The organism is Lysinibacillus sp. UGB7, from assembly GCF_049058285.1.
Classification (GTDB): Bacteria; Bacillota; Bacilli; order Bacillales_A; family Planococcaceae; genus Lysinibacillus; species Lysinibacillus sphaericus_B.
Genome location: NZ_JBMGUV010000003.1, coordinates 255509 through 270864, shown reverse-complemented (window position 1 = coordinate 270864; position 15356 = coordinate 255509). Strand labels below are relative to the sequence as shown.

The following is a 15356-nucleotide window of genomic DNA, read 5'->3' as shown; positions in this document are numbered from 1 at the left end:
CTTTAATATCAAATTAAAAATTAAATCCTCCAAATGAATCGGATTCGGACATCATATGATTTTTTTCCATTATTTCATAAGTAATTTCTTCATCTGGGTGGTGACGTAGTTCAATGATATAATCAAAATCCTCAATCTTATATTCTGAATGCTGAACAAACATATCTGGATGCTCTACGACCTTGACGGATGACATATTCATCATCTCACGTACTAGTTGCAAATGTCGCTCATCTGTCGAACGACGTGTTACAATGCCGTCTAATATAAAAATATTATTGTCACTGAATTCATCGCCAGCTAGCTTATTACGAACAGTTTGCTTGATCATTGTAGAAGATAAAAAAATCCATTTTTTATTGGCGCATACACTTGCCGCGACAATAGACTCAGTCTTACCAACACGAGGCATGCCACGTATTCCAATGAGTTTATGACCATCCTTCTTAAATAACTCTGCCATAAAGTCCACTAAAATACCAAGTTCATCTCGCACGAAGCGGAAGGTATTTTTTTCATCTGCATCTCGAGGAATATAATGACCGTGCCTAATGGCTAAGCGATCACGGAGTTTAGGTTGTCGAAATTTGGTAACGTGGATATGTTCCATTGTCGAAACAATTGTACGAAAACGCTCAATCGCCTCATCATTGTCTGTATGTACTAGCATACCACGACGGTCCTCATCGACACCATTTATTGAAATTATATTGACACGAAGCATCCCTAAAAGTGAAGCAATATCTCCTAATAATCCAGGGCGATTCACCTGAATCTCATATTCAAAGTACCAATCGCTCAAACTCACTCGTTCCCTTCCTATTAGTTAACGTAAAAAATCTTTTATAAGTTCCATCATAGCTGATTTTTTATGTAATGGAAAGTTCGAATACATGGAATTACAGCGTTATTTTAAAAAACTTACTATTTTTTTTCTGCTTACTCCAAATAGGCTTACATACGTTCCCTTTTCCTGACGGATATTAATTTTTGATATAGAAAAAAGAGGAGATAAACTCTCCTCTTTCTTATTGCACAGTTTTATTTTGAACAAGTTTTACGACACAATTCGCCAATGCTTGTTTCTCATCTTCAGAGGCAACGCCCCATAAATCCGACAGCACTCGCTCTTGCTCGTTTTTAGGATCGACATTTGTCGCCAAATAATCGCCGATTTGCATAGCTGCTTGTTGAATCATTTTTTTCGGCATACCACTTGATTCAGCCTGCATTACGTTTTGTCCTAAAAAAGATGTCCATTTTTGCCAGTTTTCTAAAATGGTCATAAGATCCTCCTCCTTTACACAGGTAGTATGTGCAAAAAAAAATCTTATATGTACCAGCCACCATTTAATCTTATTATTTGTCCTGTTACATAATCAGCCTTTCCTGAAAGATAGAAGCGAACCATTTCAGCTACATCAGTTGTTTTACCGACAGTACCAAGTGGAATTTCCTCTAATATAGTAGTTAGCTCCTCATCATTTAAATGACTGTTCATAGTAGTCTGGATAAAACCAGGAGCAATAGCATTCACACGAATATGCGACAATGCCGCTTCTTTCGCATAGGACTTCACAAAAGCATGTTGTGCACCTTTTACCGTCGCATAAAGTGTTTCACCAGCTGATCCTGCCTCGCCCCAGATGGAGCCAATAAAGAGCACATAACTACTAGCATGAGCACGTAACTTTGAGGATAATAACGCTGTTAAATGTATTGGATTTTGCACATGGACACGCCATAATGCGTCCATATCCTCCACTGTAGTATCTTCCAACAGTGCATAATGAGCTTGACCACTCGCAAAAACGATCGCCTGCACAGTGAAAATTTGTGAGGCAATCGTTTTTGCTGCTGTTATTTTTGAAAAATCCCCCTGCACAAGCATGAATTCCTGTGTAGGGAAATTTTCAGAAAGAGCATTAAATAAAGTTTGAGCTGCTTCCTTATTATTCGAATAATGCACATAGAGTGACCAACCGTCCTCTGCCAGGCTCTGACAGATGGCACGGCCAATCTCTCCTGAAGCACCTAATACAAGCGCAAATTTCTTCACTGTTCGCCCTTCTCTGTTGGTAGAACTTGGAATACTGTTTGTTGCGATTCACCTTGAATCGTTACAAATGCGGTAGTTAAATCTGCAATCGTTAATTCTTCTAGTACTGGTACAACATCAAATAAATTCATGTCGTTGAACGAGTAACGTGTGAATTGATTGGCAATAAACTCTATAGAGTTCAGTGCACGTAAGAAGAAACCGATTTTTTTTCTTTTAATGCGTTCTAAATCGGTACTTGCAAATTGAGCATTCCCCTCATATTTCGCTAACTCTGCTTTAATAGCCTGCTCTAATGCAGCTGGTTCTGTTGTATCAGACCCAATCATGGCAAAGCCAAAGCCATTTTCTAATGTAAAGTCAAATGCATACGATTCGTCAATTAGCCCTTCATCATAAACACGCTCATAAAAATTAGATGTACGTCCAAAGATAAGCTCTAAAGCAATTTGTACTGCAAGCTCATGCTTTAACATGTCGCGGCCAGAAAGCCCTGTCTCTTTTGCCTTTAAGCCAATATATAACTTTGGTTTTTGAACATCCATATGCAATGTACGTTCTTTTATGGCAACATCTGTCGGTTCTTCGTCAAAGAAACGTTGTATTGGCATTGGTTCAGGGAATTCTTTTTTGCCTTGATTTTCTCGAATGAATGCCATCATTTCCTCTGGGTCTACAGCTCCGATGGCAAATAACAACATGTTTGAAGGATGGTAAAAAGTATGATAGCACGTATATAAATGGTCTGCCGTAATACCGTCAATCGATTCGATAGTACCTGCAATGTCAATTTTCACAGGATGATTGTGATACATATTTTCAATTGTGCCGAAATACAATCGCCAGTCTGGTTGATCATCATACATCGTGATTTCCTGACCAATAATACCCTTTTCCTTATTGACCGTCGCTTCAGTAAAGTACGGCTCTTGCACAAAATTTAATAACGTTTCAGTGCTTTTATAAATATGGTCTGTTGATGAAAATAAATACGCTGTACGTGTAAAGGATGTAAAAGCATTTGCAGAAGCGCCATATTCACTAAATTTTTGGAATACGTCACCGTCTTCTTTTTCAAACATTTTGTGCTCTAAAAAGTGTGCGATGCCATCTGGCACAGAAATGCTTTCCGTTTCACCGATTGGCATAAATGTACGGTCAACAGAACCGTATTTTGTCGTGAATGTCACGAATGTTTTTGAGAAGCCCTTTTTTGGTAAAATATATACATCTAAGCCATTCTCTAGCTTTTCATAGTAAAGTGTTTCATCTAATTGTTTAAATTCAATTGTTTTCATTGTGCGGCTTGCTCCTTTCCACATAAGAAATAGACCGCTTCTAGCTGCACTTGTTTTGCCATTTCGACAACATCTTGCTTCGTAACAGCCTTCCATTTATTTGCCCAGGTTTCAAAAGAAAATTCCTCAGGTAAATCCTTGTATTGGTCGTAAATTTCTATTTGTCCACGTGCAGAATCTAGGGATTCCTTTAGCTGGTTTGTCAGCATCGCCTTTGTTTGCTCCAGCTCTAAATCAGAAATATCACCTGCCTGCATGACAGCAAGTTGCTCTTTAATAAGTGAAAAGGCTTTTTCTTCATTTTTAGCTTCAATGCCCGACACAACAAATAGCAAGCCATAATGCGATGCGTATGAACTAGATGCATAGTAAGCTAAACTTTCTTTTTCACGAACATTCATAAATAATTTGGCATGTGGATAACCACCGAATACGCCGTTAAAAATTTGCATTTTGGCAAAGTCTGCATCGCCAAATTTTACAGGTGTACTAAAACCAATATGCAATTTCCCTTGTTTCATGTCATGCTGCTCACGCACATAATCATTTTGTGGATGTTTTTGCGGCAATATAGCAGGAATTTCAACGGGTGTACGATCCTGAAATGGTAGGGCCTGTTTCAGCTTCGCTACCATTTCGTCTTCATTAATATCGCCGGCAACATAGATGTCAATTTTATCGTTTGCTAGCATGGATTGGTAAGCTGCGAATAAAGATGCCGACGTGATGCGCTCGATATCTTCTACCGTACCATTGGCAGAAATTGAAGCAGGCTCATTCGGACGTAAAATTTGTTGTAAACGTAGTTGTGCAAAACGAGATTTGTCATCAAAGATGGATTCAATTCGCTGGATGACCATTTTCTTTTCGCGTGCCACAATGGATTCTTTAAATAGAGCGTTTTCTAAATTCGGCTCAAAAATTGCTGTGTGCAGTAATCCGAGCACTTCATTTAAAACACTCGTATTAGCCAAATATTGATCATTCACGGCTTCTACATTCATCAACACGGTATGCTCATTCCCACGCTTAGACGTGTCAAAATACAACACTGTCCCGTATAAGTCGTCTAAAGAGCTGCGAAATGCAGCTGTAGTTGTATATTTTGCATTACTGTGTTGCAATACATTTGTTAACACCGTGCGTTCTGACGCACTTTCGGCCGTTAAAGGTCTTCTCCATTTAATTGAAAAATTTACGGTTTTAAATTGGGTCGTTTGTCGGATATGCAAATTGACACCTTTTGCAAAAGGTATTGTTTTAAACATATGAAACCCTCCTATCTTTCTTAATATAACAATGTACTACAAATACTATACATGTCTATTGTCTATAATTGCAAAAAGAATCCAAAGTATGTATATGAAAAGTGTAAAAAATAATTGCTGAGTAGAAAATATATAAGGAAAAAAGACTGAGCTTTTATCGCCCAGTCTTATACCTTTTAACGTTTACCTTTAATGTAAGGCTGTCCACTCGCTTTTGGTGCATTTGCTTTTCCGATAAATCCTGCTAATGCAAGGATAGTTAATATATACGGTAATATTTGTAGGTAAACTGCAGGAATATCTTGAATGTAAGGAATATGGTTCCCTGCAATACTTAACGTTTGCGCTAATCCAAAGAATAGTGCTGCACCTAGTGCACCAATTGGATGCCATTTCCCAAAAATCATTGCCGCAATCGCCATAAATCCTTGCCCAGCAATTGTTGCATGTGAGAAATCACCTGTAATTGTTTGCGCATATACTGCTCCACCAAGACCACCAAGTGCTCCTGAGATGACTACAGCGATATAGCGCATTTTATTAACGTTTACTCCCATCGTATCTGCTGCCATTGGGTACTCACCAACAGCACGTAAACGTAACCCAAAAGGTGTTTTATAAATGATAAACCATGCACCAATAGCTACTGCAAAAGCTAATATTGATGTACTGTAGACGTTTTGGAATAATAATGGACCGAAAAACGGAATATCCTGTAAATAAGGGATACCGAAACGGCCTATTGGTCGGGTAATCATATCTGTTTGACCTTTATCATAAATCATTTTTACTAAAAAAACGGTTACCGCTAAACCTAGTAAATTAATGGCAACCCCTGATACCGTTTGATCGGCACGAAAGGAAATGGAAGCAACAGCATGGAGAAGTGAGAAGATTCCCCCAATAATGACAGCTGCCAGCATTGCCACCCAAATTGTTGCTGCACCGAGTGTTGAAGCAAATTCTAAATTGACATAAATACCAACAAATGCACCAACAATCATTAAACCTTCTAGTCCGATGTTTACAACACCAGAACGTTCAGAGAATACACCACCGATTGCGGTGAAAATTAAAGGTGTTGCATAAAGAATCGCAGAAGGGATGATGAAATATAACATTTCTAAAAAGCTCATGTTATTGTCCCCCCTTTTTCTTGCTCAACTTTTGTAACCCTACTCGAATAATATAGCCTGATGCTACGAAGAAAATAATTAACGCGATAATAATAGAGACGATTTCCTCTGGAATACCTGCAGCATTTGGCATATTTAGCGCTCCGTATTTAAGTGAGCCGAATAATGAAGCCCCGAACACAACCCCTAGTGGCGTGTTGGCACCAAGTAAAGCAACGGCGATACCATCGAAACCTATACCTGTAAATCCTGTTTTAATAGAAGCATTTTGGAAAGTACCTAGCGCCTCCATCGCACCACCAAGACCAGCGAACATACCTGAAATCGTCATAGCTAAAATAATGTTTTTGTTAACGCTCATCCCAGCATATTCTGCAGCATGCTTGTTAAAGCCTACCGCTTTTAGCTCATATCCACGTGTTGTTTTTTCTAAAATGAACCACATAACAACTACCATTAACAGTGCAATAATGATCCCATAGTGAAGACTTGAATTGTCTGTAAGCTCTCTTAAAAACGGAGAACGTAAAGAAGCTGATTCATGAATTCGTTCTGTTTTAAAGCTGCCATCCGACAAATTATTAATCACTGCATTGGCAATATGAAGAGCAGCATAGTTTAACATAATTGTCGCGATTACTTCATGAACTTTAAATTTCGCTTTTAAGAAACCTGCAATAAAGGCCCAAAATGCACCTGCAGCTGCTGCGGCAAGTAACGCTAAAGGTAAGTGAATAATTTTAGGTAGCTCAAATGCATAGCCTACCCAAGCAGCTGCTAGCCAACCTAAAATGAGCTGACCTTCAACACCGATGTTGAATAAACCTGTGCGGAAGGCAAATGCCACAGCAAGACCAGACAACAGGTACGGTGTTATTTGACGGATTGTGTTCCCGATTGAATATGAATCTCCAAAAATACCTATCCAAAGAGCGATATAACCTTGAACTGGGTCATAGCCGCTGACTACCATCACGATAGCACCAACAATTAAACCGATAATGATTGAGATGATAGGAACGAGTATATTAATGACACGATTTGACATTAGTCGTTCCCCTCCTTACTCGTACTTTTTTTACTACTTTGTCCTGCCATTAATAGACCAAGTTCTTGCTCTGTTGTTTCTTTTGGATTGAGCTCGTCCACAATTTGACCGTCGTAGATAACTGCAATACGGTCTGAAACATTCATAACTTCATCTAATTCAAAGGAGATTAACAGTATTGCTTTTCCTTTATCACGTTGCTCGATAAGGCGGGAGTGAATAAATTCAATAGCACCTACGTCAAGACCACGTGTTGGTAGTGCGGCAATCAATAAATCTGGATTACGATTAATTTCACGACCGATAATCGCTTTTTGCTGGTTGCCACCTGAAAGGGCACGTGCTGGTGTCATTTCACCATTACCAGTACGTACATCATATTCGTCTATGATTTGACGTGCTTTTTCAGATACTTTCTTATAGTTCATGACAAAGCTCTTAGCGATTGGAGGCTGGTAATATGTTTGCAGTGCGATATTATGGCCAATTGGGAAATCTAATACTAGACCGTGCTTATGGCGGTCTTGTGGGATATGTCCAACGCCTTCCTCCGTAATTTTTCGGGGTTTCATATTTGTCATATCTTTGCCATTTAATTTAACGCTACCACTTTTTATCTTACGTAGACCAGTAATGGCTTCGATTAACTCGGATTGTCCGTTGCCATCGATACCCGCAATACCAACAATTTCACCTTTGCAAACTTTTAAGCTTAAGCCTTTAACTTTATCGATATTACGGTAGTCTGTAACGACTAAATTCTCGATCGTTAATACTTCCTCCGTAGGGTGTGCATCCGTTTTTACCGTTTTGAACTCCACCTGGCGACCGACCATTAATTCTGCTAATTGATTTGGGTTCGTTTCAGCCGTTACAACTGTGCCTACGCCTTCGCCTTTACGGATAATCGTTACACGGTCAGAAACTTCCATAATTTCTTTCAGCTTATGCGTAATTAAAATAATCGATTTTCCCTCTGCGATTAAGCGACGCATAATTTGGATAAGTTCTGTAATCTCTTGTGGTGTTAATGATGCGGTAGGTTCATCGAAGATTAAAATTTCCGCACCACGATATAATGTTTTTAAAATCTCAACACGTTGCTGCATGCCAACTGTGATGTCTTCGATTTTTGCATATGGATCTACATCTAGGCCATATTTCTCAGAAAGCGCTTGCACTTTCTTCGCAGCATCTTTAATATTGACAATCCCCATTTTAGTAGGTTCTGAACCTAAAATAATGTTTTCTGTTACTGTAAAATTTTCTACCAACATAAAGTGCTGATGCACCATGCCAATTCCTAAATCATTGGCAACATTCGGGTTTGTAATCTTTACAGCATTCCCACGAACACGAATCTCGCCCCCCTCTGGTTGGTATAAACCAAAAAGGACGTTCATTAAAGTCGATTTCCCGGCACCATTTTCACCTAGTAACGCGTGGATTTCGCCTTTTTCTAGTTGGAGGGTGATATTATTATTTGCTACGAAATCACCAAATTCTTTACGGATTCCAAGCATCTCAATCACATATTCCAATATAGTCACTCCCTTATTAGGCACTTTTGTAATATCAAGTTCGCCTTGGCGTATTTGAGTCCTGATTTTGAATTGTGATTAGGCCTGCACGATGCAGGTCAATTAGCCATAATCACATAGATGCGACGCAATACCAGCTAACATCCCCTTTATCATTTCTTCAAGATCTGTGACCTTCGCCAGAGGCTTATCTACGTTCAGCGGGGGTTAAATACCCAAAGAACAAAAAATTCATTCGCATGCATCTCTCATCTATAGAGGTAGGCGTCTTCTATAGCTGTCGCTACACTTTTGGTACATAACATATCTGCTGAATGAAGATAAATTAATACAGGAAAGGTCATCGTTAGAAACCTTTCTTCTATTAACTTGTTACCATCATTATCTTAAGCTAACGATATACTCATATGAAAATTCTACCCCTATATGGGAAATCATGTCGAAATATAAATTTAACCATATAGAGTATTAAAAATAGTCGAAATATAACGATAGATTGAAAAATCATCATAAGGGCCTGCAAAAAGCCCCTTATGATGATTGAGAGATGAATTATTTTTCCACTTTTTCTGGAACTACGATTTCACCGCTAGCAATTTTTTCTTTATATTCGTCAATAACTTTTTGTACATCTTCTGGAATCGCTCCACGAGAATCTGCAAGTTTCACTCCGTCTTCAGCTAAACCATAAACAAGAGTTTCTCCGCCTGGGAAGTCACCGTTTTTCGCTTTATTTGAAATATCTACTACTGCTGTGTTAACACCTTTTAACATAGAAGTCAAAGTTACGTTTGTTTTGTCGTCCACTTTACCTTCTTCGTATTGGTCAGCATCTACACCGATTACCCAAACATCTGCTTTAGGGTCTTTTGCTTTACGCTCTTTTGCCTCAGAGAACACACCTTTACCAGTTGCACCAGCAGCGTGGAAGATTACATCTACACCTGAAGAGTACATGCTATTTGCAGTAATTTTACCAAGATCTGCTTTATCAAAAGCTCCTGTATATTTTTGTTGAATTTCAATATCTGGGTTAACAGCTTTAGCACCTTCAACGAAACCAGCTTGGAAACGGTTGATTACTGGGATATCCATGCCTCCTACGAAACCGATTTTACCTGATTTTGACATTTTAGCAGCAGCAACACCAGCTAGGAATGCACCTTCTTGCTCTTTAAATTTTACTGATACGACGTTATCAGCAGCTACTTCTTCATCAACTATTACGAAATGGTTATCTGGGTTTTCAGTTGCAAGAGCTTCAATAGCGTCTTTCAACATATAGCCGATACCGTATATTAAGTTAAAATCACGACGTAATAATAGGTTTAAATTTGACTCATAGTCTGCGTCTGATTTTGATTGTAAGTAGTCGAAACCACCATCACCTCTTGATAGGCCATGTTCTTTACCGTAGGCTTGAACACCTTCCCATGCAGATTGGTTGAATGATTTGTCATCAACGCCACCTACGTCAGTAACCATTGCAATTGAGAACGCTTCTTCTGTGTTTGTATCTCCTGTTGAAGCATTGTCATTTTCTTTGCCTTTGTCTTCTTTCGTACCACATGCACCTAGAATCGCACTAGCAGCTAATACTGAAGATAATACTAAACCAAATTTACGTTTTTTCATTGTGTTAACCCCCCAAAGGTATTGTAATTAGCAGGAAAATATTTAGAAATGTTCTACACCCGTTTTCGTACTACGTGGAAGCTGAATTTATCAGCTCGGAAATAATTTTTTGAATACAACACTACTTGATCATGGTCATCGTAATGCAGCTGCTTCAATACTAAAAGTGCTGTTTCACGACCGCAATTTAAAATCGGTGATGCTTGTTCATGATACCCAACTGGATCAATGTAAGTCACAGCATAGGCAACGTGAATTTTACCCGATTGTTCAAGTGCAGAAAAAAGTGAAACTTCTTTTTTGTCTACAAAGTCAGTAGGCAGGAAGCTAGCTGGTAGTTTATCTATACAATAAACTACTGGTTCACCATCCGCTGTTCTGACACGTTCAATCGTGAGTATTTTATCTTCGCCATCACATTGGAAGCGTTTTAAATCTTCCTCAGAAGGTACGGTTTCAGTTGCTTTTAAAAAACGCGATCCTGGTTCCATCCCTGCCGTTTCGATCATAGAAGAAATACTGGATAAATGCTCGATGCCAGATGTAAACAACGGCTTGGGATTAACAAATGTACCAACCCCATGTCGACGCACAATCACATTTTCCTCTTCCAACAGTCGAAGCGCTTCTCTAAGTGTTGCTCGACTGACTCCTAGTGATTTCGATAATTCAAACTCTGAAGGCAATTTTTCATTTTCTTTGAAAACGCCGGTCTCAATATCAGATTTTAAACGATCAATTACTTGAAGATAGAGATGACGATGATCTGCTTTAATAGTCACATATATCACCACCAAAATCAGAGATCAGACATCTGATGTACAACATTCCTACTAATCGTTCATAAATATAACATTTTTGTAGAATGAAATAAACTGTTTTGAGAAAAATCTGTAATAGAATTCGCCCTTTGTCCTCAATTATCGCAAACAAATGGACAAAAATGTATATATCATCCAAAATTTAGTCTTACCACAAGCGTTAATTATCGTACTGGTGAATGAGTACCTGACGAGGTTTACTTCCCTCTGAAGGCCCGACAATACCACGTTGTTCCATCTGATCAACGATACGAGCTGCACGGGAATAGCCAATGCGGAAACGACGTTGCAGCATTGAGACTGAAGCCGTTTGCATTCCAACGACTAATTGTACAGCCTCATCAAAAAGTTCATCCGTTTCTTCTAAAACGGTTTCCTCTTCTGTTGGAATCATCTCTTCTTGATATTGTGCTTTTTGCTGTTCTATAACAAATTCTACGACTTCTTCTACCTCTTGATCTGATAAGAATGCACCTTGTACACGTTTCGGCTTAGAAGCACCTGCTGGTAAAAATAGCATGTCCCCTCGACCAAGTAATCGCTCTGCCCCCCCCATATCTAAAATGGTTCTAGAATCAATCGCTGATGATACCGCAAAGGCTATGCGAGAAGGAATATTAGCCTTAATAACCCCAGTCAATACGTCGACACTCGGTCTTTGTGTCGCGAGTATTAAATGGATACCTGCTGCACGAGCCATTTGAGCTAAACGTGTAATAGAATCCTCTACATCATTGGATGCAACCATCATTAAATCCGCTAACTCATCCACAATCACCACAATATATGGTAATTTAGGGTGCTTCTCAGCAGTTTGTTCATTTACTTTTTGTACATGACCGTTATATCCCTCTATATTACGAGTGCCCGTATGAGAAAATAAATCATAGCGACGTTCCATTTCTGATACCACTTTTTTTAGTGCCTGCGATGCCTTACGTGCATCTGTCACAACAGGTGCTAATAAATGTGGAATCCCGTTATAGACATTTAACTCCACCATTTTCGGATCAATCATCATCAGCTTTACCTCATGTGGTTTTGTTCGCATTAGTATGGATACGACAATGCCATTTATACACACACTTTTTCCACTACCAGTTGAACCAGCAACTAGTAAATGTGGCATTTTATTTAGCTCGGCTAACACAGCTTGTCCCGTAATATCACGACCAAACGCCACTTGAAGTAATGCATCTGGTTTTGCGCCATCTTTAGACTCCAGCACTTCCCTCAGTGTAACAATCGCTACCTCACTATTTGGCACTTCAATGCCAATGGCTGATTTCCCAGGAATCGGTGCTTCCATACGAATATCTTTGGCTGCCAATGCTAACGCAAGGTCATCTTGTAAGTTAACAATTTTACTTACCTTAACTCCAATATCGGGTAAAATTTCATATTTCGTCACAGCTGGCCCTAGATGAACTTGTGTCACCTTTGCTTTTACGCCAAAGCTCTGCAATGTTTGCTCAAGCTTTTTCGCATTTGCTTGAATCACTGAATATTCACCACTTTGGTCATGCTGTGGTGGCATTTTTAATAGATTAAACGATGGAAGCTGATAATCTGCATTTTCAATCGCAGCGGTGTCCTCAATATGAACATCATCTACCAACTCTCCTTCTTCTATGCCCACATTCTTAGGGGCCACAGACGTCTCCTGTCGTTCATGTGAAACATTTTGAGTAAAGGCTGAGATAATCGGCTCATGGGAAACTTCCTCTTCTACTTGTACTGTTTGACTATAATCCTCAGCTGCAATCTCATCCATGCTCTCTGCTCTTGTGCGACGATTCGTTTGTTTTTTCTTTGGTGCATTATTCTTCTTATCTTGCTGTTTTTTTTGCCATTTTCCAAAAAGAGCAGGCATTTTTTCCGCTAAATATGGAACAAGTGCTTTTCCAGTCACTAGAATCAATCCGATAAAGAAAATGACCCATGCGACAACCTTCGCACCTGTTGCCTCAAACAGCACATGAAGTCCACTAAAAAGCAATGCACCAACCATACCACCGCCAAGTGAATTACTACGATGTACCACGCCATCAGTATCAATTAATATTCGCCAAGACTCTCGTAGTACGGAGTCTGATAATAAACCACCTGATTTGGATAATTGCTCAAATAGAATGCTATGACTAAAAATTGTTAAACTCATAATAATAAGTAGCATGCCTAAAATCAGTCGGTCCTTCATGCTTACTTTTTTACGGCCAATCATTAGTATTAAAGCAATAAATACAAGCATAAACGGTACAGCAAAATGTAAATTACCTATAAAAAACATTGCAATTGTTTGGAGTATACGCCCGATCATGCCATATTCAAAAATCATAATGACCGCAAGTGCAATTAGGACGAGCCCTAAAATTTCAAACATAAGCGGGTGCATTTCTTTATTGTCTGCTGATGATTTCCCTTTAGTTACTTTTGTCTTTTTTCTTCTAGTCATTTTTTCACCTTCTTTTGCAATCCATTTTATATATGTAGCGAATGATATCATGTAGTACTCCTTTGTTTCAAAAAAAGGATTTTCCACCGTTACGTCGGCTAGAAAATCCTTTTTCATTCGCTACTTATCCTCAACATTCGCTATGCGTTTTCATGTCATAGGCCAACATGATGCTGGTGACTTAGGCATGACCACAAAAGTGGCATCTTAGCATAGGTTCATAAAGATATCGAGGGAAGGGTGAACAATACCCTTCAGTGTAGTTTTACTTTGTTTTAATACTCCATAATGATTGGGATAATCATTGGGCGGCGCTTTGTTTTTTGGAATAAATAAGTATTTAATGTATCACGAATTTCTTGTTTAATATTTGTCCATTCAAACGTTTCTTTACCAACGTATTTTTCTATCACATTCTTAGCAATTTCAGATGCTTCTACCATCAATGCTTCTGATTCACGAACATAAACGAAACCTCGCGATAAAATTTCTGGACCTGACGCGATTTTCTTTTGTGCACGGTTTAATGTTACCACGACAATGAAAATACCATCCTGTGATAATAATTTACGGTCACGAAGGACTATATTACCAACATCGCCTACCCCAATACCGTCAATTAAGACATTACCTGCTTGTACACGGCCGCTCATTCGCATTTTACCGTTTTTGTATTCGACAATATCCCCTTTATCAGCGATGAAAATTTGTGACTTTTGCATACCTAGTTGTTGTGCAAGCTTAGAGTGTGCAATAAGCATACGATATTCACCTTGTACAGGGATAAAATATTTCGGTTGCATCAAGTTAAGCATTAATTTTAAATCTTCTTGGCTACCATGACCTGAAACATGCACATTTTTACTAGATGTCAGAATTTCAGCTCCCGCTTTTGCAATCGAGTTCATCGTATTCGCCATTTGTACTTCCATACCAGGAGAAGGTGTGAACGTAATCAGCACTGTGTCATCCTTTTTAATCTTAATGTCTCTGTGATGCTTACGGACAATCTTTTCTAGGGCGTCTAGTGGCTCGCCTCTATTGCCAGTTGCAATAATAATAATTTCATCATCTTGATATTTTTGCATATCAGAGATTGGGATAATTGTGTCTTCTTCGAGTGTTAAATAGCCTAACTGCACACCTAAATCAACAGCTTTTTCTAAAGGCTTACCAACAATCGCCACTTTACGGAACGATTTTTGAGCTTGCGCGAATACTTGTTGAATACGAATAAAGTTTGATGCATACACAGCGACTAAAATACGTCCTGGTGCTGAATGGAATGTTTTTGATAATTGTTCTTCAATTACAATTTCAGATGTCGTATAACCTGGTCGTTCTGCTTCACACGATTCCGAAAGCAATATAAATACGCCTTCTTCCCCTAATTGAGCCATTTTTGCCAAATCTGGCTTGAACTTACCAGTTGCAGATTGATCGAATTTAAACTCTCCAGTATGAACGATTGCTCCTTCAGATGTATGGAACACTACCCCTAATGAATCGGGAATACTATGTGTTGTATGGAAGAATGTCACATACGTTGAGTTGAAATTCATACGGCTACGATTTGTTACTTCAAAGAACTTCACCTGATGTGGTGCAGGTAACTCCTTCAAATGTTCCTTCGCGAGTGCAATTGTTAGTTTAGACCCGTACACAGGGGCTTTCACTTTTTGTAAGATGTAAGCAATTGAGCCAATTGCATCCTCATGTCCGTGCGTTAAGAAAATTCCCTTCACACGCTCTTTGTTTTCTTCTAAATACGTAATATCAGGGATGACGATATCAATGCCCAGCATCTCGTCTTCTGGGAACATTAAACCACTATCAACTACAAATAGCTCTTCGTCAATTTCTACTACGTACATTGCTTTTCCAATTTCGCCCACGCCACCCAGTGGAATGATGCGAATTAATTCATTTTTCTTTTTTGTCAATTTGTTTCCTCCTAAAAGATATCCCGAACAGCAACCACTTAATTTTCATTATACGGTTTGCAAAGCTTTTGCACAAATTAAAAATACATGTTTCATGTTAGAAACATGTATTTTATTTCTACTAAAATTAAATTGAGGCAAGAGTTACCCAT

At 38.8% G+C, this 15356-nt stretch carries 12 protein-coding genes; all 12 read right to left on the bottom strand.

Translation table 11 applies throughout. The features are described 5' to 3' along the window. Positions 1–13 precede the first annotated feature (13 nt). The gene (locus ACOMCU_RS05175; protein ID WP_010858518.1) at positions 14–802 is read right to left on the bottom strand and encodes a DUF3388 domain-containing protein; all 789 of its coding nucleotides are present in this window, start codon (positions 800–802) and stop codon (positions 14–16) included. A 226-nt stretch (positions 803–1028) separates the two neighbouring features. Further along, entirely contained in the window at positions 1029–1286 is a 258-nt protein-coding gene (locus ACOMCU_RS05170; protein WP_010858517.1) for a DUF3243 domain-containing protein, read from the bottom strand. Between the two features lie 44 nt (positions 1287–1330). Further along, the gene (gene ymfI, locus ACOMCU_RS05165; RefSeq protein ID WP_010858516.1) at positions 1331–2059 is read right to left on the bottom strand and encodes an elongation factor P 5-aminopentanone reductase; all 729 of its coding nucleotides are present in this window, start codon (positions 2057–2059) and stop codon (positions 1331–1333) included. Further along, complete coding sequence (yfmH, locus tag ACOMCU_RS05160; protein WP_421049579.1) at positions 2056–3357, bottom strand: EF-P 5-aminopentanol modification-associated protein YfmH; 1302 nt, start codon at positions 3355–3357, stop codon at positions 2056–2058. Before yfmH ends, ymfI begins: the two co-directional genes overlap by 4 nt. Further along, entirely contained in the window at positions 3354–4625 is a 1272-nt protein-coding gene (yfmF, locus tag ACOMCU_RS05155) for an EF-P 5-aminopentanol modification-associated protein YfmF (protein WP_421049578.1), read from the bottom strand. Before yfmF ends, yfmH begins: the two co-directional genes overlap by 4 nt. 176 nt (positions 4626–4801) lie before the next feature. After that, positions 4802–5761: an ABC transporter permease gene (locus ACOMCU_RS05150; protein WP_421049577.1), complete on the bottom strand. Its 960-nt coding sequence runs from the start codon at positions 5759–5761 to the stop codon at positions 4802–4804. Between the two features lies 1 nt (position 5762). Beyond that, positions 5763–6809 (bottom strand): ABC transporter permease, encoded by a 1047-nt coding sequence (locus ACOMCU_RS05145; RefSeq protein ID WP_421049576.1) that lies wholly within the window; start codon positions 6807–6809, stop codon positions 5763–5765. Next, positions 6809–8350 (bottom strand): ABC transporter ATP-binding protein, encoded by a 1542-nt coding sequence (locus tag ACOMCU_RS05140; protein ID WP_421049575.1) that lies wholly within the window; start codon positions 8348–8350, stop codon positions 6809–6811. The genes ACOMCU_RS05145 and ACOMCU_RS05140 overlap by 1 nt, the downstream gene beginning before the upstream one ends. Before the next feature lie 552 nt (positions 8351–8902). After that, positions 8903–9985: a BMP family lipoprotein gene (locus ACOMCU_RS05135; RefSeq protein WP_421049574.1), complete on the bottom strand. Its 1083-nt coding sequence runs from the start codon at positions 9983–9985 to the stop codon at positions 8903–8905. A gap of 53 nt (positions 9986–10038) precedes the next feature. Further along, positions 10039–10767, bottom strand: a complete 729-nt coding sequence (locus tag ACOMCU_RS05130; RefSeq protein ID WP_010858509.1) for a GntR family transcriptional regulator — start codon at positions 10765–10767, stop codon at positions 10039–10041. 199 nt (positions 10768–10966) lie between these two features. Continuing rightward, positions 10967–13261 carry a DNA translocase FtsK gene (locus tag ACOMCU_RS05125; protein WP_421049595.1) on the bottom strand — a complete coding sequence of 765 codons (2295 nt, stop codon included), beginning with the start codon at positions 13259–13261 and terminating at the stop codon, positions 10967–10969. Between the two features lie 275 nt (positions 13262–13536). Further along, positions 13537–15204 carry a ribonuclease J gene (locus ACOMCU_RS05120; RefSeq protein WP_010858507.1) on the bottom strand — a complete coding sequence of 556 codons (1668 nt, stop codon included), beginning with the start codon at positions 15202–15204 and terminating at the stop codon, positions 13537–13539. Positions 15205–15356: the final 152 nt, after the last annotated feature.

Excerpts from the sequence above, each read along its gene's own strand:
- yfmF (WP_421049578.1), bottom strand. The coding sequence starts at position 4,625 with ATGTTTAAAACAATACCTTTTGCAAAAGGTGTCAATTTGCATATCCGA.
- ACOMCU_RS05135 (WP_421049574.1), bottom strand. The coding sequence starts at position 9,985 with ATGAAAAAACGTAAATTTGGTTTAGTATTATCTTCAGTATTAGCTGCT.
- yfmH (WP_421049579.1), bottom strand. The coding sequence starts at position 3,357 with ATGAAAACAATTGAATTTAAACAATTAGATGAAACACTTTACTATGAA.
- ACOMCU_RS05170 (WP_010858517.1), bottom strand. The coding sequence starts at position 1,286 with ATGACCATTTTAGAAAACTGGCAAAAATGGACATCTTTTTTAGGACAA.
- ACOMCU_RS05125 (WP_421049595.1), bottom strand. The coding sequence starts at position 13,261 with ATGACTAGAAGAAAAAAGACAAAAGTAACTAAAGGGAAATCATCAGCA.
- ACOMCU_RS05150 (WP_421049577.1), bottom strand. The coding sequence starts at position 5,761 with ATGAGCTTTTTAGAAATGTTATATTTCATCATCCCTTCTGCGATTCTT.
- ACOMCU_RS05145 (WP_421049576.1), bottom strand. The coding sequence starts at position 6,809 with ATGTCAAATCGTGTCATTAATATACTCGTTCCTATCATCTCAATCATT.